30 protein-coding genes are annotated in these 26304 nt (G+C 67.9%); 12 read left to right on the forward strand and 18 right to left on the reverse strand.

Going from position 1 to position 26304, the window contains the following annotated elements; translation table 11 throughout:
- Positions 1–78: 78 nt before the first annotated feature.
- The 11 genes from soxZ to RR42_RS19735 form a co-directional block, all read right to left on the reverse strand.
- Positions 79–390, reverse strand: a complete 312-nt coding sequence (soxZ, locus tag RR42_RS19685; protein ID WP_043350492.1) for a thiosulfate oxidation carrier complex protein SoxZ — start codon at positions 388–390, stop codon at positions 79–81.
- Positions 391–453: 63 nt separating this feature from the next.
- Positions 454–909, reverse strand: coding sequence for a thiosulfate oxidation carrier protein SoxY (gene soxY, locus RR42_RS19690; protein WP_043350495.1), 456 nt, complete (start codon positions 907–909; stop codon positions 454–456).
- 172 nt (positions 910–1081) lie between these two features.
- The gene (locus RR42_RS19695; protein WP_043350499.1) at positions 1082–1411 is read right to left on the reverse strand and encodes a c-type cytochrome; all 330 of its coding nucleotides are present in this window, start codon (positions 1409–1411) and stop codon (positions 1082–1084) included.
- Positions 1412–1531: 120 nt separating this feature from the next.
- On the reverse strand, positions 1532–2587 hold the full coding sequence (locus RR42_RS19700; protein WP_082054949.1) for a c-type cytochrome: 1056 nt from the start codon (positions 2585–2587) through the stop codon (positions 1532–1534).
- Positions 2571–3935 (reverse strand): sulfite dehydrogenase, encoded by a 1365-nt coding sequence (gene soxC / locus RR42_RS19705; protein WP_043350502.1) that lies wholly within the window; start codon positions 3933–3935, stop codon positions 2571–2573. Before soxC ends, RR42_RS19700 begins: the two co-directional genes overlap by 17 nt.
- 143 nt (positions 3936–4078) lie before the next feature.
- A complete protein-coding gene (locus RR42_RS19710) occupies positions 4079–4486 on the reverse strand; it encodes an ArsR/SmtB family transcription factor (RefSeq protein WP_043350505.1) in 408 nt (135 codons plus the stop codon).
- A gap of 103 nt (positions 4487–4589) precedes the next feature.
- Positions 4590–5852 (reverse strand): NAD(P)/FAD-dependent oxidoreductase, encoded by a 1263-nt coding sequence (locus tag RR42_RS19715; protein WP_043350508.1) that lies wholly within the window; start codon positions 5850–5852, stop codon positions 4590–4592.
- A gap of 28 nt (positions 5853–5880) precedes the next feature.
- Positions 5881–6219, reverse strand: coding sequence for a c-type cytochrome (locus RR42_RS19720; protein ID WP_043350512.1), 339 nt, complete (start codon positions 6217–6219; stop codon positions 5881–5883).
- Between the two features lie 187 nt (positions 6220–6406).
- Positions 6407–7237, reverse strand: a complete 831-nt coding sequence (locus RR42_RS19725; RefSeq protein ID WP_052494712.1) for a BON domain-containing protein — start codon at positions 7235–7237, stop codon at positions 6407–6409.
- 87 nt (positions 7238–7324) lie between these two features.
- Positions 7325–7912 (reverse strand): phosphoheptose isomerase, encoded by a 588-nt coding sequence (locus RR42_RS19730; RefSeq protein WP_043350515.1) that lies wholly within the window; start codon positions 7910–7912, stop codon positions 7325–7327.
- A 98-nt stretch (positions 7913–8010) separates the two neighbouring features.
- The gene (locus RR42_RS19735; protein WP_043350517.1) at positions 8011–8379 is read right to left on the reverse strand and encodes a YraN family protein; all 369 of its coding nucleotides are present in this window, start codon (positions 8377–8379) and stop codon (positions 8011–8013) included.
- A gap of 39 nt (positions 8380–8418) precedes the next feature.
- On the opposite strand from RR42_RS19735, the gene rsmI reads away from it, so the two are divergent.
- The gene (gene rsmI / locus RR42_RS19740) at positions 8419–9342 is read left to right on the forward strand and encodes a 16S rRNA (cytidine(1402)-2'-O)-methyltransferase (protein ID WP_043350522.1); all 924 of its coding nucleotides are present in this window, start codon (positions 8419–8421) and stop codon (positions 9340–9342) included.
- Positions 9343–9414: 72 nt separating this feature from the next.
- On the opposite strand, the gene RR42_RS19745 is transcribed toward rsmI, so the two are convergent.
- Positions 9415–10263, reverse strand: a complete 849-nt coding sequence (locus RR42_RS19745) for a septal ring lytic transglycosylase RlpA family protein (protein WP_043350525.1) — start codon at positions 10261–10263, stop codon at positions 9415–9417.
- 327 nt (positions 10264–10590) lie between these two features.
- Between RR42_RS19745 and RR42_RS19750 the strand changes: the two genes are divergently transcribed.
- The 3 genes from RR42_RS19750 (at position 10591) to RR42_RS19760 (ending at position 12366) form a co-directional block, all read left to right on the forward strand.
- Complete coding sequence (locus RR42_RS19750; protein WP_043350529.1) at positions 10591–11241, forward strand: MBL fold metallo-hydrolase; 651 nt, start codon at positions 10591–10593, stop codon at positions 11239–11241.
- An 81-nt stretch (positions 11242–11322) separates the two neighbouring features.
- Positions 11323–11970 carry an exonuclease gene (locus RR42_RS19755; RefSeq protein WP_043350533.1) on the forward strand — a complete coding sequence of 216 codons (648 nt, stop codon included), beginning with the start codon at positions 11323–11325 and terminating at the stop codon, positions 11968–11970.
- A 168-nt stretch (positions 11971–12138) separates the two neighbouring features.
- On the forward strand, positions 12139–12366 hold the full coding sequence (locus RR42_RS19760) for a hypothetical protein (protein ID WP_043350535.1): 228 nt from the start codon (positions 12139–12141) through the stop codon (positions 12364–12366).
- Between the two features lie 97 nt (positions 12367–12463).
- Here RR42_RS19760 and arsC read toward each other — a convergent pair whose 3' ends face one another.
- Positions 12464–12823: an arsenate reductase (glutaredoxin) gene (gene arsC, locus RR42_RS19765; RefSeq protein ID WP_043350539.1), complete on the reverse strand. Its 360-nt coding sequence runs from the start codon at positions 12821–12823 to the stop codon at positions 12464–12466.
- A gap of 103 nt (positions 12824–12926) precedes the next feature.
- Positions 12927–13832 (reverse strand): LysR family transcriptional regulator, encoded by a 906-nt coding sequence (locus tag RR42_RS19770; protein ID WP_043350542.1) that lies wholly within the window; start codon positions 13830–13832, stop codon positions 12927–12929.
- A 248-nt stretch (positions 13833–14080) separates the two neighbouring features.
- On the opposite strand from RR42_RS19770, the gene RR42_RS19775 reads away from it, so the two are divergent.
- The gene (locus RR42_RS19775; RefSeq protein ID WP_052494713.1) at positions 14081–14671 is read left to right on the forward strand and encodes a GNAT family N-acetyltransferase; all 591 of its coding nucleotides are present in this window, start codon (positions 14081–14083) and stop codon (positions 14669–14671) included.
- A 195-nt stretch (positions 14672–14866) separates the two neighbouring features.
- Here RR42_RS19775 and RR42_RS19780 read toward each other — a convergent pair whose 3' ends face one another.
- Both RR42_RS19780 and RR42_RS19785 read right to left on the reverse strand, forming a co-directional pair.
- Complete coding sequence (locus RR42_RS19780) at positions 14867–16135, reverse strand: M20/M25/M40 family metallo-hydrolase (protein WP_043350549.1); 1269 nt, start codon at positions 16133–16135, stop codon at positions 14867–14869.
- A 44-nt stretch (positions 16136–16179) separates the two neighbouring features.
- Positions 16180–17445, reverse strand: coding sequence for an allantoate amidohydrolase (locus RR42_RS19785; RefSeq protein ID WP_043350553.1), 1266 nt, complete (start codon positions 17443–17445; stop codon positions 16180–16182).
- 425 nt (positions 17446–17870) lie between these two features.
- Here RR42_RS19785 and RR42_RS19790 point away from each other — a divergent pair, with 425 nt between their 5' ends.
- The 7 genes from RR42_RS19790 (at position 17871) to RR42_RS19815 (ending at position 24764) form a co-directional block, all read left to right on the forward strand.
- Positions 17871–19292 (forward strand): C4-dicarboxylate transporter DctA, encoded by a 1422-nt coding sequence (locus RR42_RS19790; RefSeq protein ID WP_043350555.1) that lies wholly within the window; start codon positions 17871–17873, stop codon positions 19290–19292.
- A 45-nt stretch (positions 19293–19337) separates the two neighbouring features.
- Positions 19338–20027, forward strand: coding sequence for a GntR family transcriptional regulator (locus tag RR42_RS19795; RefSeq protein WP_043350559.1), 690 nt, complete (start codon positions 19338–19340; stop codon positions 20025–20027).
- 294 nt (positions 20028–20321) lie between these two features.
- Positions 20322–20450 carry a hypothetical protein gene (locus RR42_RS41500; protein WP_269083351.1) on the forward strand — a complete coding sequence of 43 codons (129 nt, stop codon included), beginning with the start codon at positions 20322–20324 and terminating at the stop codon, positions 20448–20450.
- A gap of 69 nt (positions 20451–20519) precedes the next feature.
- Positions 20520–21341, forward strand: coding sequence for an SDR family oxidoreductase (locus tag RR42_RS19800; protein WP_043350563.1), 822 nt, complete (start codon positions 20520–20522; stop codon positions 21339–21341).
- 72 nt (positions 21342–21413) lie between these two features.
- On the forward strand, positions 21414–22190 hold the full coding sequence (locus RR42_RS19805; RefSeq protein WP_043350565.1) for an enoyl-CoA hydratase-related protein: 777 nt from the start codon (positions 21414–21416) through the stop codon (positions 22188–22190).
- Between the two features lie 52 nt (positions 22191–22242).
- Entirely contained in the window at positions 22243–23949 is a 1707-nt protein-coding gene (locus RR42_RS19810; protein WP_043350568.1) for a long-chain-fatty-acid--CoA ligase, read from the forward strand.
- A complete protein-coding gene (locus RR42_RS19815; protein ID WP_043350572.1) occupies positions 23946–24764 on the forward strand; it encodes a crotonase/enoyl-CoA hydratase family protein in 819 nt (272 codons plus the stop codon). The genes RR42_RS19810 and RR42_RS19815 overlap by 4 nt, the downstream gene beginning before the upstream one ends.
- Positions 24765–24831: 67 nt before the next feature.
- On the opposite strand, the gene RR42_RS19820 is transcribed toward RR42_RS19815, so the two are convergent.
- Both RR42_RS19820 and RR42_RS19825 read right to left on the reverse strand, forming a co-directional pair.
- The gene (locus tag RR42_RS19820; protein ID WP_043350576.1) at positions 24832–25215 is read right to left on the reverse strand and encodes a DUF2784 domain-containing protein; all 384 of its coding nucleotides are present in this window, start codon (positions 25213–25215) and stop codon (positions 24832–24834) included.
- Positions 25212–26129 carry a LysR family transcriptional regulator gene (locus RR42_RS19825; RefSeq protein ID WP_006157327.1) on the reverse strand — a complete coding sequence of 306 codons (918 nt, stop codon included), beginning with the start codon at positions 26127–26129 and terminating at the stop codon, positions 25212–25214. Before RR42_RS19825 ends, RR42_RS19820 begins: the two co-directional genes overlap by 4 nt.
- Positions 26130–26304: the final 175 nt, after the last annotated feature.

The following is a 26304-nucleotide window of genomic DNA, read 5'->3' on the forward strand; positions in this document are numbered from 1 at the left end:
CCGACATTCGACCTGAACCATAGCAGAGGATGCCGCTGCCCGCTCGGCCAGGCCGGTACCGGCCCGTAGCCGGTTCGATCAGGAAATGGTGGCTTCGTCGGTCCGCTTGTCGCCGCGGTTGTCGACCCAGGTCACCGTGACCTTGTCGCCCTTGGCGCCGCCCTTGAACTTGAAGTTCAGGAAGGGATCCTTGGATACCGCCGGGCCGAACTGGGCCTGGAATACCTCCTTGCCTTTGCACTGTGCCGTCACGCTCTGGATATGCCAGGCGGGAATGATCTTGCCGGACGCGTCCTTGCGCTGGCCGGTTTCCATGTCATGCTTCATCAGGATCTTGACGTCGACCACACCGCCGCTCTCGGCGGCACGTACGCGCATCGGGTCTGCCATGTTCTTTCCTCTTTCAGGTAATGGTGGGGCGGGAAATCCGCTTGGGTGGATGGGAGCGTGGCCTCAGCCGCCGCAGCCACCCAGCGTCACCTTGATTTCCTTGGACGCCACGTACCATTTGCCGCCGGCCTTGACGGCGGCGTACACCATCGAGGTCTGGCCCATCTTCACCCGCGTGGAGACGAAGGGCTCGGTGCCGGCCGGGATGATGAAATCCGCTGCCAGCGTGTTGGGGTTCTTTTCCACCAGGATGGCGATCTGCTCGGTGCCAGGGATGTTGCTGGTCACGGCGACCGGCACCACGGCGCCGTTCTCGGCGATGTCGGGGGCGGTAAAGACAATGGCGGTGCTCTTCTCGGTGCCGCTGCCGCCAAATGCCTTGATGACGTCGGCCACGCTCTTGCCGTCGAAGGCGGTCTTGTTCCACTCCGCCGCCTGCGCCTTGCTGATCAGGCCGGTGGCGGCCATCAGTGCGAGCACGGAGGTGACCCGCAATACGTCTCGTCGTTTTGAATGCATTGTTTCCTCTTCTCCTGCGTTTTCCGTTCCGGCTTGGTTTTCTGTTGGCCTGCCGCGCCTTTTTTTCGCGCCGCAGCGGGCGGTGCATTGCCGCCCTCGCACAGGGGCGCCATCGGCGCCCCTTTGGTCCCGAAGCCGTAACCGGTCCGGGCAGGGCTTGCCCTGGCTGTGCTTACTTGGCCGGGGCGCCTGCCAGCACCCACTCCACGACCGTCTTCAGGTCGGCATCGCTCAACGCGGCATTGGCGGGCATCGGCACCGGGCCCCAGACGCCAGAACCGCCGCCCTTGACCTTCTTGGTCAGCGTTGCCAGCGCGTTCTTGTCGCCCTTGTACTTGGCCGCCACGTCCTTGTAGGCCGGGCCAACCAGCTTCTTGTCGACCTGGTGGCAGCCCATGCAGGCGTTCTTGTTGGCGATTTCCTGGGCCTTGGCGGCATCGACCGCAGCGTTGGCCGAGGCGGCGCAAGCCAGCATCAGCGTTGCGATGACAAACTGCTTCATGGATATGCTCCGAACTTTGAAGAGCCGTGGGGACGGCGAAAAGCCCGCTCGCTGCCAGTATTGCCTGTCGGCACGGCCGGCGCGGCGGCGCGCTGGCCGCGCCACGGGGCGGCCAGTCCGCTATTTTGCCTCAAGAATCCACCCCACCACGGTGCGCAGGTCGGAATCGGGAATCTGCGCCTGGGGCGGCATCGGCATGCTGCCCCAGGCGCCCTGCCCACCCGCCCGGATCTTGTGGGCGAGCGCGTCCTGCGCATCCTGACCCTGGTACTTGCGCGCGACCTCGGCAAAGCTCGGGCCGACCAGCTTGCGATCGGTCGCGTGGCAGGCCATGCACTGGTACTGGCTGGCCAGCTTCGCACCCGCCGTCTCGCCGAGTGTGGCCGGGGTGGCGGCCGCGGGTGCGCTGGCGCCGCCGCCAGCCCAGCCGCGCGTGGGCCCCACGGTGCGCTGTTGCGCCGCCAGGTCGCCGTGGGCATCGCGGGCATAGGCCGGCATGGTCGACACAATCCTGACCGTGGGCGTGCAATCCTTCATGCACGCCGCATTGCGCGTATCCGCCCGGCCCCGCCCGGGCCACAGGCCATGTTGCAGGGTCATGCCGTTGCGGTTCGGCATTTTTTGCTGCACCTCGGCGATATTGCCATCCGACAGCGTGAATTCCGCCGGCACGATATCGCCCAGGTTGAGCAGGTAGGCCGTGACTGCGTAGACGTCGTCGGCGGACAGGCTCCGGGGCGCGTTCCACGGCATCGCACGGTGGATGTAGTCCCACAGGGTGCTGACCGTGCTGACCTTCATCAGCGTGGTGCGGTACGGCTGGTTGCCGGTCAGCGAGGCCACCCGGCCACGCCGGATATCCTCGGCGCTGGTGCCGCCGACGATGGGCGAGAACACTTCGTTGGACTCACCGAAGTCGCCATGGCACGAGGCGCATTTTCCGTCCCAGATCTTTTGTCCCTGCGACACAGTGCCGCTGCCCTTGGGCAGGCCCTGGAAGTCGGGGCGCACATCGATATCCCAGGCCTTGACCTCGGCCGGCGTGGCAGTGCGGCCGAGCGCGGCACGCGCACTGTCAGCCGGGGCGGCGGCCATCGCCACCTGCACGCATAGCGCGGCGGCACAGGCGAGCATTGCCGCACGCCCGGCACCGGGCAAGTTAGTCAACGTGGACATTGGAGACCTCGCCGCCATCCGCCACCTGCCAGCTCTGGATGGCGTTGTTGTGATAGATCGAGCGCGCGCCCCGCACCGCGCGCAGCTGCGCCAGGCGGGGCTGCACGTAGCCGGTCTCGTCGATGGCGCGGCTCTGCAGGATCGCCGGGGAGCCATCCCACACCCAGTCCAGGTTGAAGCGCGTCAGGCATTTGGAGAGCACGGGCGTTTCCAGCCTTGCTGTGCGCCAGTTGCGCCCGCCGTCGACGGACACATCGACGCGCTTCACGCGCCCGCGCCCGGACCACGCCAGCCCGCTGATGTTGTAGAAGCCACGCCCCACCAGCTGCTGCCCGCCGGAGGGCGTGGTGATAACGGACTTGCACTCCTGGATCGAGGTGTACTGGCGCAGCATGCCGTCGGGCATCATGTCCACGTAGTGCACGGTTTCGTCCTTGGTGTTCCACGGCTGATCGCCGAGCTCCAGCCGGCGCAGCCACTTGACCCACGACACGCCCTGCACCCCGGGCACCACCAGCCGCAGCGGGTAGCCGTTTTCGGGGCGCAGCATCTCGCCGTTCATGCCCCAGGCGACGATGATCTCGTCGGCCAGCGCCATCGCGATGGTGCGGGTCATGCCTGAACCGTCGCCGCCCTCGGCCAGCAGATAGCGCCCGCGCTTGAAGTCCGCGCCGGCATCGTCGAGCAGGACCTTGAGCGGCACGCCGGTGAACTCGCAGCACGACAGCATGCCGTGGGTGTACTGCACCGTGGGCACCGCCACGTTGCCCCACTCCATGCCAGTATTGGCCCCGCACTCGATGAAGTGCATGCGCGACACCGCGGGCAGGCGCATCAGGTCGTCCATGGTGTAGACGCGCGGCGCCTTCACCAGGCCATTGATCATCAGGCGGTGGCGGGCCGGATCGATGTCTTGCCAGCCTTGATGATGCCGCTCGAAGTGCAGGCCGTTGGGCGTGATGATGCCGAAGAAGCCTTGCAGCGGGGCAAAGGATACCGAGGCCGCCGATACCCGCGTCAGTCCTGGCGACTCGCGGCGCACCAGGTTCTTCTCGAACGGTGACGGCTGGCCGTAGGGATGCGCGGCAACCGGCTGGCCGAGCGTGGTGGCCCAGGGTTGCGGGGTGAGGATGGCGTCGTCGCCGGCAGCGCCATCCGCTGCGCGGGCCCGGCTGGCGACGCCAGCGGCCAGCGCGGCTGCGGCGCCCAGGAAGCTCTTGCGCAGGAAGTCGCGCCGAGGACTGTCGGACGCACCTACGCCATGCTGCGTGATGTCCTGCTGCAGCGAGGCGCTGACGAAATGTTCCGGCGCACGCACGATGCGCCCGGGGCGGCTCTGTTGCGGCACTGCGGTCTCCTCCGGCTCGCGCGTGCGGCGCCAGAGGCGCCGTCGGCGAACCTGTTGTGGGTCAGCGCCCGCGCAAGCGGACGGCTGCCGTCGAACCTTGGTGCGAGCGTTGCGGCCCTGGCGCGTGGCGCCCGGCGCATCGCTCAGCGGCTGCGCCGGCGCGGTGCCGGGGTGGCCTGCGGCATGAAGCGATCGACCATGCTTGCTGGCAAAGCGTTGTCTTCCAGCCGGCTGGCGACCTGCACGCAGACCGTGCGGCACAGCTCGATCACGCTCTCGTCCTCGATGGCGTAGAACACGAGGTTGGCCTCCTTGCGGCGCGACAGCACGCCCGCGCGGTACATCGCGGTGAGATGGCGCGACACATTGGTCTGCGACGATCCCACCGTCTCCACCACGGTGCCCACCGGCTTCTCGCCATCGCACAGGGCGTGCAGTATCTTCAGCCTGGTGGGCTCTGCCAGCAGGCTGAAATACCCCGACACTTTCTCGAACACGCGATCCATCTCATCCATGCCGTTCAATATATTCGTATATGCGTAATTGCGCATATAGTGTTTACCCCTTCGCATAGCCGAAGCCGTCGAACAGGCCAAAGCCGCGCGCCATGACGACGGCTATCTCTCCCTCTCCCCTCAGGGGGAGAGACTGCCTTCAGCCCAGCATGTCGGCCCAGATGGCATCCGCCCACGCCTGCGCATAGGTGCCTTCCAGCGCGTTCGGCGCTGCCGACAGCCCGCCTGACCCGGGCACCGTGACCATGGTCTTCTGCGCCGCATCGTAGCGATGCACGCTGGCGACATGGATGGCTTCGCGCTCCGAGGTGAAGCTGTAGCAGGTGTTGTTGTACAGCGGCTCGGGGTTGGGCGCGTGGCCGGCCAGCAACGACACGATGGCGGCGGCCGCCACCTTGCCGTGCTGGTTGGCCATATGGCCCGACTTGGGCATCAGCGGCGCAATCTGGATGGCATCGCCGAGCACGTGGATATTGGGCGCGGCCTTGGATTCGAAGGTGAGGAAATCGACCTCGCACCAGCGGCCGTTGGCGGTGGCCAGCCCGCTTGCAACGGCGATGGCCCCGGCCCGCTGCGGCGGCAGCAGGTTGAGCACGTCGGCGCGCTCGTCGTCCTGCACCTCGAACTTGAGCGCGCGGGTGACAGGGTCCACATCGACGGCGTTGTACTGCGGCCGATACTCGACCATGCCCTGGTAACGCGTGGCCCAGACCTGCTTGAACAGCGCGGCCTTGGAGGTGACGTCGGGATTGGCGTCAAGGATCAGCACCTTGCTGCGCGGCTTGGCCCGGGTGAAGTAGTCCGCGACCAGGCAGGCGCGCTCATAGGGGCCAGGCGGGCAGCGATACGGCGCCAGCGGAATGCTGATGGCGAAGGTGCCGCCGTCGCGCATGGCCTCCAGCTGGCGGCGCAGGCCCACCGTTTGCGGGCCGGCCTTCCAGGCGTGCAGGATCTGGTCGCCGCCGGGCTGGGCGAGGCCCGGGATCTCGCTGCGGAGCACGTCCACGCCGGGTGAGAGCACCAGCTTGTCGTAGGCGAGCGTGCCGCCACCTGCCAGGCGTACCTCGCGGCGCGCGGCGTCGATCGCGCTGACGTGGTCGCGCACGACCTTGACGCCGTGGCGCTTTGCCAGCGCATCGTAGGACAAGGTGATGTCGTCGATGCGCTTGCTGCCGGCGAGCACCAGGTTGGATAGCGGGCAGGACACAAAGCTGGCGTTGGGCTCGACCAGCGTGACCTCGATGCCCTGGGCGCTCCATTCGCGCAGGTAGCGCGCGGCGGTGGCGCCGCCGTAGCCGCCGCCTACCACCACCACCTTTGCCTTGCGGGTCGCGGCCTGCGCGCCGAGCGTGCCGAACATGGCCGTGCCGGCCAGCGCGCCGAGAAACTCACGTCGTTGCATCTGGAAATCTCCTTGCCGGGTTGCAGGGTCAGCGCACGGCGGCGAACCAGCCCGCGATGGCCTCGATCTGTTGGTCGCTGTAGCCCTTGGCGATCTGCTGCATCACGGTGGCTTCGCGCTTGCCTTGCTGGAAGTCCTGCATCTGGCGGACCAGCTCGGACTGGCTGCGCCCGGCGAGTGCCGGCACCACGCTGCCCGCAGGCGCGCGGCCGGCCGGGCCGTGGCAGCCGGCGCAGGCGGCTGCCCAGTTGCGCGCCTGTAGCGCGGTGGCGTCGGGGGCCTGCGCGCGCGCGCAGGCAGGCAAGGCCAGCAGCGTCAGCGCTATGAGCGCCGCTGTCAGGGCAGCTGGCGTGGGGGTCTGGTTCATGGTGTTCGCTCCGGGGTCGCGCCGCGAGGGCGTGCCAACCCTAGCACAGCGCAGCGCGCGCATGTGATGCGAAATCCGCAGATCGAACTGCGCCGGCTGCTGTCAGGCAGCGGGCTGCGGCCGGCAGAGTCGGTGGGCGTTGCGCGAAAGGCGGGAGCCTGGCGGGCCGCCTTTCGCGCCTGGCCGTTCAGGGCAGGTTACGGCCGGGCGGCAATGCCACCGGCGAGGCAACGGGCGATGCCACCGGGCTGGTCGTGGCGCCGGTGGCCGCGTCGGGCGCGGCTTGGGCGGGCGCCGACTGCACCGGTGCTGGCGTACCCGGCGCTGCGTCTGCCGGCGCGGTCCGCCCGGTGGCGGCAGCGTCGAGCCTGGCCGCCTCGGCTTCGGTCACATAGTCGAATGCCTTGACCACCTTGACCACGCCGCTGGCATTGCGCGCCACATCGGTGGCACGCTCGCCCTCGGGCGGCGTGACCACGCCGAGCAGGTAGACGACGCCCTTCTCGGTGACGATCTTGATCGAGTTCGAGGGCACGCCATCGGCAGTGACCAGCATGGTCTTGACCTTGCTGGTGATGAAGGTGTCCTGGCTTTGGGTGACAAACGACGGCGACGAGACGATCTCGAGCTCGTTGACCACCTCGCGCGCATTGGACAGGCCCTTTACGTATTGCTCGATCTGCTGCTTGACCGTGTTGTCCTTGGCTTCGCCGGTCAGCAGCACCTTGCGGTTGAAGACCGTCACGCTCACGCGGGCCTGGCCGTTGTAGCGCGAGTTCAAGGTGTTCTCGGCTTCGAGCTGCAGGCCGCGGTCGATGGTCTGGGTAGCGGTGGGCCGGCGGTCGGTGGCCATGGTCACGCCGCTGGCCATGCCGGCAGCGATGACCGGAAAGCAGCCGGCGAGCTGCGTGGCCGTGACGGTCAGGGCCGCCATCATGGCGGCGGTGCGGGCCAGGCGTGGCAGGTGCCCGGTCAGCCGGGCGGCGCGGGATTCACGCGGGTTGGGCAGAGTCGTCATGCGGTCCTTGCTGAAAGCGGTGAGGCAAAAAAACTGTGTTGGCAAAAGGCGGCAGCGCCGCGCGGCGGGCTTGGGTGGGCGCAGGCCTTACCCTTCGCCCAGCAACGCTTCGTCGATGCCGTCGCACAGGCAATGCAGGGTCAACAGGTGCACTTCCTGGATGCGCGCCGCGCGCTCGCTGGGCACGCACAGGTGGACGTCGAATTCGTCGAGCAGGCCGGCGAGCTCGCCCCCGCCCTGGCCGGTCAGCGCCACCACGCTCATGTCGCGCTGCTTGGCGGCCAGCACCGCGGCGATCACGTTGGCGGCGTTGCCGGAGGCGGACATGGCAAGCAGCACGTCGCCCGGCTGGCCAAGCGCCTCCACCTGCTTGGAGAACACCACGCTGAAATCGTAGTCATTGCCGATGGCGGTGAGGATGGAGCTGTCGGTGGTCAGCGCAATCGCCGCCAGGCCCGGGCGCTCGCGCTCGAAGCGGCCGATCAGGTCGGCTGCGAAATGCTGGGCATCGGCGGCGGAACCACCGTTGCCGCAGGCCAGGATCTTGTTGCCGCTGGTGAGCGCGCCAACCAGGCGCTCGATCGCCGCGGCAATGTGCGGCGCCATCACCGTGGCGGCCTGGCGCTTGGTCTCCGCGCTGTCGAAGAAATGCTGCTGGATGCTATCGATATGCATGGCTCGATCGGCCTTCTTGTTTTCAAACGCTTTTCAAATACGGCATGCGCCGCAAGATACCGCGCATTATGACGCAGGCGCCTGGGCTGCCCGCCGCTTCATGGCGCCGCGCCAGCATCGAACGCATCGCGGATCCATTCGAGACGGCCCGGCTCCAGCGCGACCACATCCAGCCGGCAGCGCGGCTCGAAGCCCTGCCCTGCCTGGGCCGCCAGGTAATGCGCCGCCGCCAGCAGGATGCGCCGCTGCTTGGCGGGCGTGACGCTGGCCGCCGCACCGCCATAGGCACGGCTGGCGCGCTGGCGCACCTCGACAAACACCAGCGTGCCGTCGGCCTCGCGCATGATCAGGTCGATCTCGCCGCCTTTGCAGCGATAATTGCGAACCACGAGCGCCAGGCCCTGCCTTTCCAGGTAGTCCAGCGCGCGCGACTCGGCCCGGGCTCCCCGCGCCTGCGTCGGCGACATCGTGGATTTGAATGATGGTTTCAACGGAAGTTCTCAAGCATGACTGACTGGATCTCCCTGGCGGCCGGCCAGTCCTACCCGTCCGGCACCCTGTATGTGGTGGCCACCCCGATCGGCAACCTGGCCGATCTCTCGCTGCGGGCGCTGCATGTACTCGGCCTGGTCGACGCCGTGGCCTGCGAGGACACCCGCAACACCGGGCAACTGCTCACGCGCGTGGGGCTGCACCGCCCCTTGCTGGCGGTGCACGAGCATAACGAGCGCGAGGCGGCCGAGCGCATCAACGCGCGGCTGGCGGCCGGCGAGCGCATCGCCTATGTGTCCGATGCGGGTACGCCCGGCATCTCGGATCCGGGCGCGCGGCTGGTGGAAGCGGCGCGCGCCGCGGGCCACGCGGTGGTGCCGCTGCCCGGCCCGAGCGCGACGGTGGCAGCGTTGTCGGTGGCGGGCGCGATGCTCGACAGCGGTGACGGCCGCTTCACCTTTGCCGGTTTCCTGCCGCCCAAGGCGCGTGCGCGCGCCGACGCCATTGCCGGGCTGGCCACGCTGGACCATGCCTGGGTGGTGTATGAGGCGCCGCACCGCATCGCCGACACGCTGGCGGCGCTGGCCGCCGCGCTGCCGGCCGGCAGGCGGCTGCTGATCGGCCGTGAACTGACCAAGCTGTTCGAGCAAATCCAGGTGCTGCCCGTGAGCGAGGCGCCGGCCTGGCTGGCCGCCGATCCGTCGCGCGCCAAGGGCGAGTTCGTGCTGGTGGTGGAAGGGGCAGCGCCCGCGGCGGCGGATGCCGGCCTGCCCGACGCCCGCGCCCAGCAGGTGCTGGGCCTGCTGCTGGCCGAGTTGCCGGCCAAGCGGGCCGCCAAGCTTGCCGCCGCCATTACCGGCGCACCAACGGATGCGCTGTACCGGCTGGCGCTGGCGCAGCGCGCCGAGGGTGACGCGGACGACGAAGCCACGGCGTAAGCCGCAGGCAAGCGCGAGGCTGGCGCCGTCGGCCTCGCTGACCTGGCAGGGCTGCATGGTCCGCGCCCCGGCTCAGCGGCTCTTGCGCTTGGTAGTGGCAGGCTTGCGCGCCTTGCGGGCCGTACGCGCCGGCCTGGCGGCATTGTCTGCCATCTCGGAAAGAGGGGAGGCATCTTCGCCGCCATCGCCCGCATCGTCGTCGCCAGGCGCGATCTGTGGCCCCAGCGCCGCCACCTCGGAGCGCGACAGGCGCCGGATCTCCACCTGGGTCGAGCCGTGGTTCGTAAAGCCGAGGCGCTTGGCGGCACCGTAGGAGACATCGAGAACGCGGTTGCTGTGATACGGCCCGCGATCGTTGATGCGAACCACCGCGACCTTGCCGTTGCGCAGGTTGCGCACCAGCACCCAGCTGTCGAGCGGCAGCGAGGGATGCGCGGCGGTCATCGCGCGCATGTCGAAGCGCTCGCCATTGGCGGTCTTGCGGCCATGGAAGCCCTTGCCATACCAGGACGCCATGCCGCGCTGCTCAAAGGAGCCCAGATCGGGCCGCAAGCCTTCCAGCGAGCCCTGGCCGGCGCCTTCGCCCAGCCCATCGTTGCCGCCGCCCCAGCGGAACAGGCCCCAGCCGTTACCGTTGTCTTTCTGGGCATGATCGGTCGCCTCGCCCCTGGCGGCATCATCGGCCTTGCCATTCTTGCCGCCGCTTCTGTCGCCACTTCTTTCGCCGTTTTTGTCGCCCTTTGCCGTCCTGCCCGGCTTGGCGGCCTTGGCACTTCCCGGGGTGGCGGCAGTGGGCATGCCCTCCTGCCCTTCATTCGCCGGCGGGATCGCGCAGGCGGCCAGCGCCAGCGCGCACGTGGCGTGCAGGCACAGGCGGACGATCCGCCCGGGGCGGGAAAAATAGGGGGGTAACCAAGACATCGCGGGAGTCTAGCATCACGCAGTTACACCTATGGCCTTGATTATGTTACGAATTGTCTGTAACACGCGGCAAAAGCCGTACCCGATTCGGCGGTCGTCGGGCGCAATGCCAGTCCTGGCAAGGCTTTCGCGGTGTGATGCCCGCATGGCTTCATGTCCTGGCCTTGCTGCCTGGCGCAGCACGTTCCGGTGTGCCCGACGCTACAATGCGAGGACGATTTCCATCGCGGGCCGCTTCGGCGGTTGCGTCCGTTGTGGCGCATCAGGCGCCCGCGGCTTCCGCGGCTTTCGCGATATCCCCGCGTTCCCCCTCCTGAGTTCCGCTCCATGCAAGTCCTATTGATTCCCGTGACGCCCTTCCAGCAGAACTGCGCGCTGCTGATCGACGAGACCACCGGCCGCGCTGCGGTGACCGATCCCGGCGGCGACCTTGACCGCATCCATGCGGCGGTCAAGGAGCACGGCGTGACGCTGGAGAAGATCTTCCTCACCCACGGCCATGTGGACCATTGCGCGGGCGCCGCGTCGCTCGCGCGCGAGCTTGGGATCCCGATCGAGGGGCCGCACGAGGACGAGCGCTTCTGGATCGAGCAACTGCCCGAGCAGACGCGCCGCTTCGGCTTTGGCCACGCCGAGATCTTCGAGCCGCAGCGCTGGCTGGACACGGGCGACACCGTGCAGTTCGGCAGCGAGACGCTGGAGGTCTACCACTGCCCGGGCCACACGCCCGGCCACGTGGTGTTTTTCTCGCGCGCCAACCGGCTTGCCATCGTGGGCGATGTGTTGTTCGCCGGCTCGATTGGCCGCACCGACTTTCCGCGCGGCAACCACGCCGACCTGATCCGCTCGATCCGCACCCATCTGTGGCCGCTGGGCGAGGACGTCACCTTCGTGCCTGGCCACGGGCCCGTCTCCACCTTTGGCGAGGAGCGCAAGCACAACCCCTACGTGGCGGACCACCTGATCGATGTGGCCTAGTGGCCTGGCAGGCTAGCGGGCGGGTGGGCTAAACCCGCCGCCGCTTTTCTCTTTTCTCGAACCTCATTTCCAAAGCAGGCCATGGCCAAGCGACAGGCACCGGACACCCGTCCCGAAATCTATGTCAGCACCGACGTGGAGGCCGACGGCCCCATCCCCGGGCCGCACTCCATGCTGTCGTTCGCCTCCGCCGCGATGCTGGCGGACAAGACCGTGCTGAGCACCTTCTCGGCCAACCTGGAAACGCTGCCGGGCGCGGCCGGACATCCGGCGCAGATGCAGTGGTGGCAAACCCAGCCGGAAGCCTGGGCCGCCTGCCGGCAGGACCTGGAGCCGCCCGGGCGGGCCATGGTGCGCTACGTGGAATGGGTGGAAAGCCTGCCCGGCAAGCCGGTCTTCGTGGCCTTTCCGGCTGGCTTCGACTTCACCTGGATGTTCTGGTACATGATGCGTTTTGCCGGCCGCTCGCCGTTTGGCTGGGCCGCGCTCGACATCAAGACGCTGGGGTTCGCCATGACCGGGCTGCCATACCGCAAGACCGTCAAGCCGGCGCTGCCGGCGCAGTGGAAGGACCCGCTGCCGCACACCCATGTGGCGCTTGACGATGCGCTGGAACAAGGCGCGCTGTTCTGCAACATGCTCGCCGAGCTGCGCGCGCGGGAGGCCACGCTGGCCGCCGCGCAAGCCTTGGCCGAACGCGATGGCGCGCCACCGGCTCCCACGGCCTGAGCAGGCTTGCCTGCGCAGGGCCATGCGCAGGCCTCGCATCCTGGGCCACGCCAGCTATAGTTAAGACGTATATGGCATCCGAACCCACCCCGTCTCTCAGGGCTGCCGCAGCGCCACGCCATATACGGCTTGCACGGCCTCGCGAGCCACGCCCAGGAGGTGTCGCCCATGCGTTTCCATCCCAACCTGCACTTGCGCCAGATGGCCGGCCGGTTGCACTGGCCGCACGTGAGCTCATCCTCGCGCGAGTCCACCCGCCCGCACTCCCTGGAGGACGATGCCGAAGTCGCCAAGGCCATGGTCTACGTGAGCGTGGTGACGCTGGTGATCCTGCTGGTGGTCCTGGCGGCAATCGCTTTCGGTCAGGAGGCCGTGCACTGGCTGGGTGTTCAATAGACGACCCGCCTGAAGCAGTTCAGCCTCCCTGACCGGGCCGGCCCCCACCTAGGTGGGGGCCGGTTTTATTTCGGGGCCAAGGTTTGCCGGCGCCGGCTCAGGCCAGCAAGGGGGCGACGTTCTCGGGGGGGCGGCCGATGGCGGCGCGGCGGTTGCGCACCACCAGCGGGCGTTGCAGCAGGATGGGGTGGTCGGCCACCGCACCCAGCACCTCGGCATCGGTCAGGCCCGGATCGGCCAGGCCCAGCTCCTTGAAGGGCGCTTCGTTGTCGCGCACCATCTCGCGCACTGGCACGCCCAGCATGGTGTGGAGCTGCTTGAGCGTGGACAACGTGGGGGGCGTCTTCAGGTATTCCACGATCTCCACGGGCTCGCCCAGCCGGCCAGCGGCAGCCTCGACCAGCGCGAGTGTTTCGCGCGACTTCGAGCAACGGGGGTTGTGATAGATGGTAATCATGGTGGCACTCCTGGTTCGACCGATGCCCCGGCGCCGGGGCTCAAACCCGCACTATACAAGCGGCGCCGCCCGCCCGCATGCCCCCGAGAGTTGGCATAGCGGCTCAGGCCGGGCTTTGCCTTTGCGGCGCCAGCCGCAGCAGGGCCGCCACGGTGGCGCGCAGCCCGGCGCGCAACGGCTTGTCGTGGCGCAACACCAGCGCCAGCGTGCGCGCCAGCGGCGGGGCCAGCGGGCGCACGGCGATCCGCGCGCGCGGCTGGCCCGGCGGCAGCGCCATGCCCGGCAGCACCGAATAGCCCAGCCCGGCACCCACCAGCTCCTTGATCGCCTCGACGCTGTCGAGCTCCATCACCGGGCGTGCGCTGATACCGGCGCGCAGGAACCATTCGTCCACCAGCCGGCGCGTATTGCCGCCGGGCGAAAAGAGCACCAGCGGCCGGCCGGCCAGGTCGGCGGGCGCAACGGTAGCGGGCAATGGTTCGTCGTCGGCGGGGCCGATGGCCACGAACGGGTCTTCCAGCACAGGCGTGATGTCGAACATCCGGCCAGAGGCCGGCAGCGTCACGAAGGCCAGGTCCAGGGCGTTGTCTTCCACCGCCTTGAGCGCCTCGCCGGTGTTTTCCGTGCTGACCACGATCTCCAGCGCCGGCATGGCGCGGCGCAGGTCGCGCAGCACCGCAGGCAACAGGTAGATGCAGGCGGTGGCGCCCGTGCCCAGCCGCACCCGGCCGACCACCCCACCCGCGTGGCGCGCCATGCTGTCGTCAGCGGCGGCCAGCGCCCCGGCCACGCCACGCGCGTGCGCCAGCAAGTCCTCGCCAGCGGGGGTGGGCAGCACATGGCGCCCTACCCGTTCGAGCAGGCGCAGGCCATAACGCTGCTCCAGCTGGCGCACCTGCAGGCTGACCGCCGGCTGGCTCAAGCCGAGGCGCTCGGCCGCCGCCGAAAAGCTGCCAAGATCGCAAACCAGCGAAAAAGCGTGCAGGAAGTCGGGATTGAGATGCCGCATGCCAAAGATTTTCTTATGCGCTGCATAAGTCAGCGAAGCTTCCTTTATAGCATCGGCGCAAGTTAAGGTAGCAGCGTGCCCCGGCCCTTGCCACCGCGGGGCAGTTTGCTGCAACACGGCTTTCATCCACGTATCGCCTTTCCTCCGGCATCGACTACGCTCGAACCGGCTTACCTGCCCAAACCGCTCGCCGCGCCAGCATCATGAAAGCCCCTCTCGCCACACTCAGCGCCGCCTGCGCCACGCCGATGGCCGTGGCCAATGCCACCGCCGCCGTCCAGGCCTGCGCCAGCCCGTCGATCCGCGACGCCACCGCCGCCGACATCCCTGCCATCCAGGCCATCTACGCGCACCACGTGCGTCACGGCCGCGCGTCGTTCGAGGAAGTCGAGCCAGGCGTGGACGACATCCGCCTGCGTCACGCCGAGGTGAGGCGCCAGGGCCTGCCCTACCTGGTGGCCGAGCGCGGCGGCGAGGTGCTGGGCTACGCCTACGCCAGCGCCTACCGTACGCGCAGTGCTTACCGCTTTGCCATTGAGGATTCGGTCTATATCGACGAGCGCTACCGGGGCCAGGGCCTTGGCCTGGCGCTGCTGGCCGCGCTGGTGTCGCGCTGCGAGAGCGGCCCGTGGCGGCAGATGGTGGCGGTAGTGGCCTGCACCGCCAGCGGCGAAGGCGCTGGCTCGCTGGCCTTGCACGAGCGGGTGGGCTTTCGCACCATCGGCCGGTTGCAGTCCGTCGGGTTCAAGCACGGGCAGTGGATCGATACGGTGCTGATGCAGCGGCCGCTGGGAGATGGGGACGAAACGCCGCCGGTGGAGCGCGCGGCCAAGCCGTAAGACCTGGCCGGCTCCAAGCCGGCGGACAGCCGATCCACCTGGGTTAATTCTAGTGAGGAATTTTAAGCGGATCTGGCTGGGAAGATATATTCGTCATGCGCATGATCTTGCGATCAAGGCTGACGAGCGGGCACGGCGAGCGCCTGCCCTCTCTTCAAGTTCCAAGGCTGATATCAGCCCCGGGACCATGACGGATCAACCGATCAGGTCCGACAGCGCCAGCGCCACCACCTTGGTGGCACGGTTCAGGTCGCTCAGGCGCAGGTTCTCGTCCGAATTGTGGCCGCGCGCTTCCATCAGCGTGCGCGGGCCGGCGCCGTACAGCACGGTGGGGATGCCGTGCTTGGTGTAGTGGCGGGCATCGGTGTAGAGCGGCACGCCTTGCACCGGGATCTCCACGCCGAACACTTCCTCGGCACGGCCCTTCAGGGCGCCGATCAGCTTTTCCACGCCCGGCAGTTCCGACAGCGGCTCGGCCAGGATGATGCGCTCGACCTTGACCTCGATGCCCGGACGGTCGCGGGCGGCCTTCTCGACCACGGCGCGCAGCTCGCCCTCGGCGTCGAAGCCGATTTCTTCGGGGATCATGCGGCGGTCGACGCGGAAGGTCACCAGGTCCGGCACCACGTTGGTGTTGATGCCGCCCTTGATCAGGCCGACGTTCAGCGTGGCGGTATCGATGCCCAGCGTCTTCGACTTGCGCGTGGCCAGCTCCGCACGCAGGCCGTAGATGGCTTGCAGGATGTGGGTGGCGGCTTCGATCGCGTCCACGCCGGTGTGCGGCATGGCGGCGTGGCCTTGCTTGCCCTTGACCGTCACTTCCACGTGCAGGCAGCCGTTGTGGGCCGAGGTGATGCCGTAAGAGAAGCCGGCCGAGATGGCGTAGTCCGGCTTGCTCAGGCCCTGGTCGAGCAGGAACTTGGGACCGATGTCGCCGCCGGTTTCCTCGTCGTACGTGAATTGCAGTTCCAGCGTGCCGTTGAGCCTGGCGCCTTGCTTTTCGGCTTCCATCAGCGCCAGCACGGCGTACGTGTAGGTGGCGAAGTCCGACTTGGACACCGCCACGCCACGGCCGTACATGACCGGACCGTGCTCGCTGTCGGCGATTTCGCCGCCGTACGGGTCCTTGGTCCAGCCCAGCCCCGGAGGCACCACGTCGCCGTGGGCGTTCATGGCGATGGTGGGGCCGCCCGTGCCGAAGGTCTTGCGCACCAGCAGGTTGGTGGCGCTGATCATGCCGGCGGCCTTGACCAGCTCGTGCGGCACCTTGTGCGCTTCGACCTTGAAGCCCAGGCCTTCGAGCAGCACCTTGGCGCGCGCGCCGTGCGCGTCGCAATCGCCCGGCGGGTTATCCGACGGCACCTTGACCAGTTCGGCGAGGAAGGCTTCCTGCGCGGGACGCTGGGCGTCGATGTAGTTGGTGAGCGTGGTCTGCAGCGGGTTCACGTTGTCTCTTGCGGTCATGGTGATTCTCGAAAAAGTCTTTCAGGATGACGGATGCGGGCGCTTTACTGCTGCCGCGCGGAATGCTTGTCGAAATGCTCGACGAAATCGCTGAACACGGCAGCCGCGCTGGCGGCGTCCTCCGCAGTCATGATCTCGGTGGGGTGATGGCTGATGCCACCGTTGCCGCAGCGCACAAACAGCATCGCGACATCGGCAATGGCCGCGATGGCCATGGCGTCGTGGCCGGCGCCGGAAGGCAGGTGCCGCACCGGCAGCCCCTGGCGGGCGATGGCATCCGCCCATTGCTGTTGCAGCCAGGGCGCGCACGGCACGCTGACGGCCTCGTGCGTCTTGCGGATCTGCACGCGCACATTGCGCCGGGCGCACACGCGCTCGATTTCGGCCAGCACGTCATTCACTGCAGCCTGGCGCACGGCGTCTTCGCCAGCACGGATGTCGATGGAGAAGACCGCGCGGCCCGGCACCACATTGGCGGCGCCGTTAGGCACGTTGAACTGGCCGATCGTGCCGACCAGGCCCGGCAGGCCACTGCAACGGCGCTCGATAAACAGGCCGATCTCGGCGCCGGCCATGGCGGCGTCGCGGCGCATGTCCATCGGCACGGTGCCGGCGTGGCCGGCCAGCCCTTCAAGTTCCACGATAAAGCGGGTGGCGCCGGAGATCGCGGTCACGACACCCAGTGACAGTCCTTCGTTGAGCAGCACCGGGCCTTGCTCGATATGGACTTCCACGAAAGCCAGCACCTGCTCGCGCGCATGCGCGGCGGCGGGCAGGCCAGCGGGATCGAAACCTGCCGCGCGCATCACTTCGCGCATGGTCTTGCCCGAGTCGTCCACGTTGTCGAGCACATTGGTGTCGAAGGTGCCGGCGATGGCGCGGCTGCCCAGCAGCGTGGCCTTGAAGCGCACGCCCTCCTCCTCGGCAAAGCCGACCACCTCGATGGCGAACGGGAAGCGCTTGCCCTGGCGGTTCCACTGCGCCACACAGGCGACCGGGAGGATCACGCCGAGGTTGCCGTCATAGCGGCCGCCATCGCGCACGGTGTCGAAATGCGAGCCGGTGAGCAGCGCGGGCACATTGGGCGTGGTGCCCTCGTAGCGGCCGATCACGTTGCCGGCCGCGTCGCGGCGCACCGTCATGCCGGCAGCCTGCATCCACTCGGTGAGCTGCGCGGCGGCGCCGTGGTGAGCCTCGGTGAGATAGGTGCGGGTGAGCATGCCGGGCTGCTCGGTGTGGACGGCCAGGGTATCGGCCCAGGCCATGATGCGCGCCCCGGTTTCGGTAGCGGGCGTGAGGGTTGCTGCCATGCGTGTCTCCTGCTGGAAGTGCGCGAATGCGGGTGGCGCCGGATCATGCAAGCCCCGCGCCAGCGGTGCCTCGGGTGCCGGGCCGGCGCCGCCGGACCATCCCGGTGCGCCTTGACTCTCGTGCGAGAGCTCTATTTTGTGCGATTCATGGTAGCACAGTGAATTCAAAAATTGCATACAAAAATGATATGCACTATATTGGCTTCCACGTTCCGACAATTCGCTGCGGACAATCCGATCCGGACAGCGAGTTGCGTGGATTCCGCTCCAACAGGAGGGCCAATCCACGAAGCGCCGCAGCCCTCACCCGGCCACGCGCCCGGCACGTCAGGCCGGCTGTCCCGCCACGCGGGCAACCGGCAATTCCTGCAGCAATGACAGGATGCGCCAGCCAAAGTCCAGGACGCGTCCGCATGGAGACAACGATGCACCCAGCAGTCCAGCAACGGCCGGCTTCCGGCCGCCCGCACGCCGCCCCTTCCCGCTTTTCCCGCTTCTTCCGATCCCTGTTCGGCCAGGTCCTTGTCGCCCTGGTGCTCGGGACTGCGCTCGGGCTGCTCTTCCCCGAATTTGCCGCCAAGCTCAAGCCGCTCGGCGATGCCTTTATCAAGCTGATCAAGATGCTGATCGGCCCGATCGTGTTCTGCGTGGTGGTGGCGGGCATCTGCGGCGCCGGCGAGCTCAAGAAGGTGGGCCGGGTCGGCATCAAGGCCGTGCTCTATTTCGAGGTGGTCACCACCATCGCGCTGGCGCTGGGCATCGCGCTGGCCTACATCTTCCACCCCGGCACCGGCATGAACGTGAACCCGGCCTCGCTCGACGCCTCGGCCATGTCCGCCTACGTGGACACGGCCCAGAAGGTCAAGAGCGCGGGCATGGTGGACTTCCTGCTCAAGCTGATCCCCAGCACGGTGATGGGCGCGTTCGCCAGCGGCGACGTGCTGCAGGTGCTGCTGGTATCGATCCTGTTCGGTTGCGCGCTGTCGCTGGTGGGTGAGCGCGGCCAGCCGCTGGTGACGATCATCGATACCTTCTCGCACACGCTGTTCAAGATGATGGGCTTCATCATCAAGCTGGCTCCGCTGGGCGTGCTGGGCGCGGTAGCCTTCACCGTGGGCAAGTACGGCATCGGCTCGCTCAAGCAGCTGGGCTACCTGGTGCTGGTGTTCTACGGCGCGGTGGCCTTGTTCGTGATGGTGGTGCTGGGCACGGTGATGCGCCTGTGCGGCTTTTCCGTCTTCAAGCTGATCCGCTACCTGCGCGCCGAGCTGCTGGTGGTGCTGGGTACCGCCTCGTCCGACAGCGTGCTGCCGCAGGTGATGAAGAAGCTGGAGTTCCTCGGCATCAAGAAATCGGTGGTGGGCCTGGTGATCCCCACGGGCTACTCCTTCAACCTGGATGCCTTTTCGATCTACCTGACGCTGGCCGCGGTATTTATCGCCCAGGCCACCAATACGCCGCTCGCGCTGGGCGACCTGCTCGGCATCCTGGCGGTGGCGCTGGTCACCTCCAAGGGCGCGCACGGCATCCCCGGCTCGGCCATCGTGATCCTGGCGGCCACGCTGTCGGCGCACCCGGCCATTCCCGCCATCGGGCTGGTGCTGGTGCTGTCGGTGGACTGGTTCATCGGCATTGCCCGCGCGGTCGGCAACCTGATCGGCAACTGCGTGGCCACCGTCGTGGTCGCCGCCTGGGAAAAGGACATCGACCGGGCCCGCGCCCACGACGTGCTCAACGGCAGGATCGACGCCAGCGACCTTGAAGCGGGCTTTGCCCCGGCGCCGCACGAGGCCGCCCTGGCTACCCCCGGGGCATCCCCGCTGCCCGGCGCGGCCGCGGGGCGCTAGAATCTCGGGATTCCTCCTACCGAGACGCTGCGCAAGTGCGCAACCATGCCTGAGCATATCGACCCTGCCATGACCGCCGAAGCGATCGCCGAAGACATCGTCGCGGCGATCGTCTCGCACCGCCTGCCGCCCGGCACCAAGCTGCGCGAAGAGGCCCTGGCCAGCGTCTACCGCGTCAGCCGCACCAAGGTGCGCGCCGCGCTGCTGATGCTGTCCAAGGACAAGCTCATCCAGATCGTGCCGGACAAGGGCGCCTTCGTGGCCAAGCCCAGCGCCGAGGAGGCGCGCGAAGTGTTTGCGGTGCGCCGCATCCTGGAGGCGGCCCTGGCCCGCGAGTTCGTGGCGCGCGCCACCGCCGCCGACTACAAGCGCATTGACCGGCACCTCGTCGCCGAGAAGAAAGCGCTGGGCGGCAGCGATGCCCATGTGCGCACCCGCCTGCTCAGCGATTTCCACATCATGCTGGCGGACGTGGTGGGCAATGGTGTGCTGACGGGCATGCTGCAGGAGCTGTCGTTGCGCAGCGCGGTGATCACCATGCTCTACCAGTCCCGCCGCGATGCCGCCTGCTCCTCGGATGAGCATCGCGACTTCATCGAGGCCGCCCGCGCCGGCGACACCGAGCGCGCGGTGACCCTGATGGTGGAGCACCTGAACCACGTCGAGGCGGCGCTGCATTTCGAGCAGGTGCCCGCCGCCCGCAGCAAGGACCTGGTGACGGCGCTGCTGGCCTGAACCGGGCATGCTGCTGCGCGCTTGACCCAGGTCAATGCGCGCCACGCGCCTTTGCACGATCATCGACCTCGTCATGAAGCTGCGGGGGCGCGCTTCATGACACACTGGCCCGTCCATCGCGGACGGCAGCCCGCACGCCGGCTTGGGTGCGGGCTTTTTCTTTTGCGCGCCGCGCGCGCCATCATTGCCAGATCCGCACGTGATCGAATCACGGCTTCGGAGTAGGATGTCGGAGGCCCAAGTCAGAGGCTGCTTAAAAGATAAATGGCAAAAGATAAAAGCCAGGAGACAGACATGACCCGTTCCAGCCGTCCGGTGGCGATGTTCGAGCCATCGCCAGCACCAGCCCGCGCCATCCTGCTCCCCGATTTGCCGCCCCTGGCGGTCTCGCCGTCCGTGCGCCCGCGCCGCGTGCGCGGCTGATCTTCCCGCCCGATTTCCGTGCCGGGCCATCCGCTTTCATCATCCAACCCATCCGAGGGAGGGAAACCTATGTCCAACGCGTTCAAAGACGACGTCCTGGCCGGCAAGGTCGTGTTTATCGCCGGCGCCTCGTCCGGCATCAACCTGGGCATCGCCCGGCATTTTGCCAAGGCAGGCGCCAGGCTGGCGCTGGTCAGCCGCGACCCCGAGCGTATCGCGGCGGCGGCGGCCAGCATCAACGACGCCGGCGGCAGCGCCATCGGCATGGCAGCCGATGTGCGCGACTACGCCGCGGTGGAAGCGGCGCTCGCGCGCACGCGCAACGAGCTTGGCCCGATCGACATCGTGATCTCGGGCGCGGCCGGCAATTTTGTCGCACCGGCCCTGGGCATGTCCGCCAACGGCTTCAAGACCGTGGTGGATATCGACCTGATCGGCACCTTCAATGTCTTTCGCGCCTGCTTTGCCTTTCTGAATGCGCCGGGCGCCTCGCTGATCGCCATCACCGCGCCGCAGGCGGTCAACGCGATGATGTTCCAGGCCCACGTATGCGCCGCCAAGGCCGGCATCAACATGCTGGTGAAATGCCTGGCCATGGAATGGGGCCCGGCCGGCGTGCGCGTCAACGCCATCTCGCCCGGCCCCATCGCCGGCACCGAGGGCATGGCGCGGCTCGCGCCCACGCCGGAAATGGAGGCGCGCTTCAAGGCGCGCCTGGCGCTGCGTGACTACGGCGACAAGGACGATATCGCCAATACGGCGCTGTTCCTGTCCACCGACAACGCTCGCTATATCACCGGCACCATCGTCGACTGCGATGGGGGCAGCAAGCTGGGCGACGCGTCCGCCGACGCACTGCATCCGCCCAAGGCGCCCGGCAAGGCGGCCTGAGCCGCGCGGCGCTACACACACTCAAGCCTTCGTGCATTTGTGCAGCAGAACACCTACGACAAGGAGACTCCTATGACTTCACCCGTGCTCTATCACGCCGCCGAGGGCGTGGCCACCATCACCCTGAACCGCCCCGACGTGCTCAACGCGCTCAACAGCGCGCTGCTGCTCGAGCTGCGCGCCGCCGTCGAGCGTGCCGCGCAGGACGAGGCCGTGCGCGCGGTGGTGCTGAGCGCCAACGGCCGCGGCTTTTGCGCGGGCGCCGACCTGGCCGGGCGTGGTACCGGGCTGCAGGATTCGGGCACGCTGCTGCGCGAGCGCTACCACCCGATCATCCTGGCGCTGCGCAATATGCCCAAGCCCGTCATCACCTCGGTCAACGGCGTGGCGGCCGGCGCCGGCATGAGCCTGGCGCTGGCCGGCGACGTGGTGCTGGCTGGCCGCTCCGCGTCGTTCCTGCAGGCCTTCTCGAAAATCGGCCTGGTGCCCGATGCGGGAAGCACCTACTTCCTGCCGCGCTACGCGGGCGAGATGCGCGCCCGCGCGCTGGCCATCCTGGCCGAGAAAATCGACGCCGAAGAAGCGCATCGCATCGGCCTGGTGTGGAAGGTGCATGAAGACGAAGCCTTGCCGGCCGAGACCGCCAGGCTGGCCGCCCACCTGGCGCAGATGCCCACCTTTGCCTACGGCCTGATCAAGGAAGCGCTCAACGCCAGCCTGCAGAGCGACCTGCCGGCGCAGCTCGAACGGGAAGCCACGCTGCAGTCGCGCGCATCGAAGAGCGAGGACGTCAAGGAAGGCGTGGCGGCGTTCCTGGAAAAGCGCAAGCCCGCGTTCAAGGGCCGCTGAGCGCCGCTGGCTACGCATCGCACCACCCATTCGAAACCAGGAGACGCGCACCATGCTAGGCCTCATGCAAGACCGTCCGTTGCTGATTTCTTCACTGATCGAGTACGCCGCGCAGTACCACCCGCAGCAGGAGATCGTGTCGCGCACGATCGATGGCGGCACGGTGCGCTCCAACTACGCGCAGGTGCACCGCCGCGCGAAGCGGGTCGCCAGCGCGCTCGTCGGCCCCGGCGGATTGGGCGGACTGGGCGGACTCGGCGTTGAGCAAGGCGACCGTGTCGGCACGCTGGCATGGAACACGCACCGCCACCTGGAGCTGTACTTTGGCGTGTCGGGCGCGGGCGTGGTGCTGCATACCGTCAATCCCCGCCTGTTCCCGGAGCAGATCGACTACATCATCAATCACGCGCAAGACCGCGTGCTCTTCTTCGACCCGTGCTTCGCGCCGCTGGTGGCGCAACTCGCGCCGCGCCTGTCCAGCGTCAAGCACTTCGTGGCAATGACCGATCGCGCCGGCACCGACGCGCTCGGCCTCGCCGGCAAGCTGCCCAGCCTGCTGTGCTACGAAGACCTGGTCGAGGCCGGCAGCGAGGACTATGCATGGCCGCAGTTCGACGAGCGCACCGCGTCCTCGCTTTGCTACACGTCGGGCACCACCGGCAACCCCAAAGGCGTGCTGTATTCGCATCGCTCCACCGTGCTGCACAGCCTCAAGGCCTGTGCGTCCGACACGTTTGGCGTGAGCGCGGACAGCACGATCCTGCTGGTCGTGCCGCTGTTCCACGCCAACGCCTGGGGCATGCCCTACGCATGCGCCATGACGGGCGCAAAGATGGTGCTGCCCGCCCAGCACCTGGACGGCGAAAACGTCTACCGCATGCTGCGCGACGAACGCGTGACCTTTTCCACCGCGGTGCCCACGGTGTGGCTGATGCTGTTCCAGTACCTGGATGCGCATCCGGAGATCGATCCGCGCTCGCTCGGGCTGAAGCTGGCCGGCGTAGGTGGCTCCGCCGCGCCGGCGGCGATGATCGAGCGCTTCGAGCAGCAGTTCGGCGCGCGCTTCGTCCAGGGCTGGGGCATGACGGAGACCAGCCCGATCGGCGTGATCAGCACGCTCTTGCCCAAGCATCAAGCGCTGGGCGCGCAGGAGCAATTGAAGATCAAGCTCAAGCAAGGCCGCGCGCTGTGGGGCGTGGACCTGCGCATCGAGGACGACCAGGGCAACGCGCTGCCGCACGATGGCCAGGCCTTTGGCCGGCTCAAGGTGCGCGGGCCGTGGATCGCCTCGGCGTACTTCAAGGCAGAGCACGACGCGCTCGATGCCGACGGCTGGTTCGACACCGGCGACGTTGCCAATATCGATGCCGACGGCTATGTGCAGCTGGTGGATCGCGCCAAGGACGTGATCAAGTCCGGCGGCGAGTGGATTTCTTCCATCGATCTGGAGAATGCCACCATGGGACATCCCGCCGTGGCCGAAGCCGCCGTCGTGGGCGTGCCACATCCCAAGTGGCAAGAGCGCCCGCTGCTGGTGGTGGTGCGCCGCGCGGGCAAGGACGTGAGCGCCGCCGACCTGCTCGCGTTTCTCGCCGCGCGCGTCGCCAAATGGTGGGTGCCCGACGACGTCGCCTTTGTCGACTCGCTGCCCCACACTGCCACGGGCAAGCTGCTCAAGGTGAAGCTGCGCGAACAATTCAAAGACTATGTCCTGCCCACGGCGCAGGACCCGATTCCAGCAAGGAGCAATGCCCTATGAGCACCAGCAGCGAACGCATCATCCTGACCATCGAAGACGGCGTGGCCGAGGTCAGGCTCAACCGGCCCGACAAGATGAACGCGCTCGACCCCGCCATGTTCGACGCGCTGATCGAGACCGGCCAGCGTCTCGCGCGCGAGCCGGACTTGCGCGCCGTTGTGCTGTCGGGCGCAGGCCGCGCATTTTGCGCCGGGCTCGATATGCAGAGCATGGCCGGGCTGGGCGATGGCCAGGGCGACGCCATCGCCGCGGGCCGCCTCGCGGCGCGCAGCCATGGCATCGCCAACCGCCCGCAGTTCGCCTGCATGGTGTGGCGCGAATTGCCGGTGCCGGTGATTGCCGCTGTGCACGGCGTGGCGTTCGGTGGCGGCTTGCAGGTCGCGCTCGGCGCGGACCTGCGCTATGTCACTGCGGACACGCGCATGTCGGTGATGGAGATCAAGTGGGGGCTGGTGCCCGACATGGCCGGCATGCTGCTGATGCGCGGCCTGGTGCGCCCCGACCGCCTGCGCGAGCTGATCTACAGCGGGCGCATCGTTACTGGTGAAGAAGCCTGCGCGCTGGGCCTGGCCACCGCCGTGGTGGACGACCCGCGCGCCGCCGCGCTAGCCACCGCGCGCGACATCGCCAACCGCAGCCCGGACGCAATCCGCGCCGCCAAGCGCTTGATGCAGGTGAGCGAAGACGGCGATGGTGCCGCCATCCTGCTGGCCGAATCGGTCGAACAGGACCGGCTGATCGGCGGCGCCAACCAGCGCGAAGCCGTGATCGCCAATATGGAAAAGCGGGCAGCGGCGTTCAAGCCGGCGTCGTAGTGTTGCGTGGCGCAGGCGCAGGCGCAGGCGGAGGTGCTTGGCGATCCGCGCCTTGCGTCCTGCGCGCTCAGGCGTGCCGACGCGTTCGCTGGCGCCGCATCCGGCGATAGAGCGCCACGTAGACCGTCAGGTTGAGCGCCAGCACCACGGCGCCAAGCCCCATCTGGATCTCGCGCGTGAGGCCCTCGGGATAGATCAGCGCCAGCACGTAGTGCTGCACAAAGTCCCCGCCATAGGCTTGCTGCCCCGCGCGCTGGCGCAGCGCATTTTCCAGCGGCGTGAGCGGGCAGATCCATCCGCTCCACTCCACCACCACGCCCCAGGCCGCTGCCGGCAGATGCAGCCAGGCCATGCGCGGCCAGCGCAACACCAGCAAACCGCCCAGCATGACGAAGACGATAAAGGCGAGGTGAACAAGGACGATCGCGTCCGCGAGCCACCCCGCCATCATCTTCCTTGCCGCCCGGTCCAGTAGCCCGGCACCGCGAACGCCGCCTTCAGGTGCTCGATAAAAAAGCGGATCTTTGCCGGCACCGGACGCTGCTGCGGGTACACCGCAAGGATGTCGTAATCCGGCAGCGCGTACTCATCCAGCACCGTGATCAGCTCCCCGCTCTCCAGCTGCGGCAGGATTTCCCAGGTGGAGCGCCAGCCCAGCCCCAGGCTCTCGCCCGTCCAGCGATGCAGCAACTCGCCGTCGTTGCAATCCAGGTTGCCATTGACGCGCACCGTCACCGTCTTGCCGTCCTGCTGGAAATACCAGCCGCGCTGCTGGCCTCCCTGCAGGTTGAACGCCAAGCAGTTGTGCTGCGCCAGGTCGTCCAGTGTCTGCGGCACGCCGTTGCGCGCGAAGTAAGCCGGCGTGCCGCACACCACCCGCTTGTTGGTCGCCAGCTTGATCGCGACAAAGTTCGGATCGATGGCCCCGCCGATGCGGATGCCCACGTCATAGCCCTCGCGCACGAGGTCCACCACGCGGTCGGTCAGGTTGAAGGAAATCTGCACCTCGGGGTTCGCCGCCAGGAACGCCGGGGCATGCGGCGCCACATGCTTGCGCCCGAACGCCGCCGGTGCCGACACGATCAGGTGGCCGGTCGCCTTGTGCTTGCCCTCGGCGATCAGCATCTCGGCCCGGTCCAGGTCCGCCAGGGCCTTCTTGCATTGCTCCATGAACGCCGCGCCTTGCTCCGTCACCACAATGCGCCGGGTCGAGCGGTGGAGCAGCTTCACGCCGATGCGCGCCTCCAGCGCATTGATGCGGCGCCCGATCATCACCGGCGTCACCCCCTGCGTCAGCGCGGCCGCAGCCATGCTGCCGTGTTCGACAACGGCGATAAAGGCTTCGATCTGTTTTAGCTTGTCCATGCTGTGTGTCTCCTGGGCGTCATTGTGGCGCATTTGGATGCGGCGGGCATGTGCTGGGGGCTATGGGGGCGATTCGGGTGGGGGTATGAGGAATGAGATATCCGGCGAGAGGCCCGGACCTGGAGTCTGCCCTCGGGCCATTCGTATCCGATCAGGCACTCGGGCGCCCGGACAA

Origin of the sequence: Cupriavidus basilensis (assembly GCF_000832305.1) — a bacterium.
Taxonomy (GTDB): Bacteria; Pseudomonadota; Gammaproteobacteria; order Burkholderiales; family Burkholderiaceae; genus Cupriavidus; species Cupriavidus basilensis_F.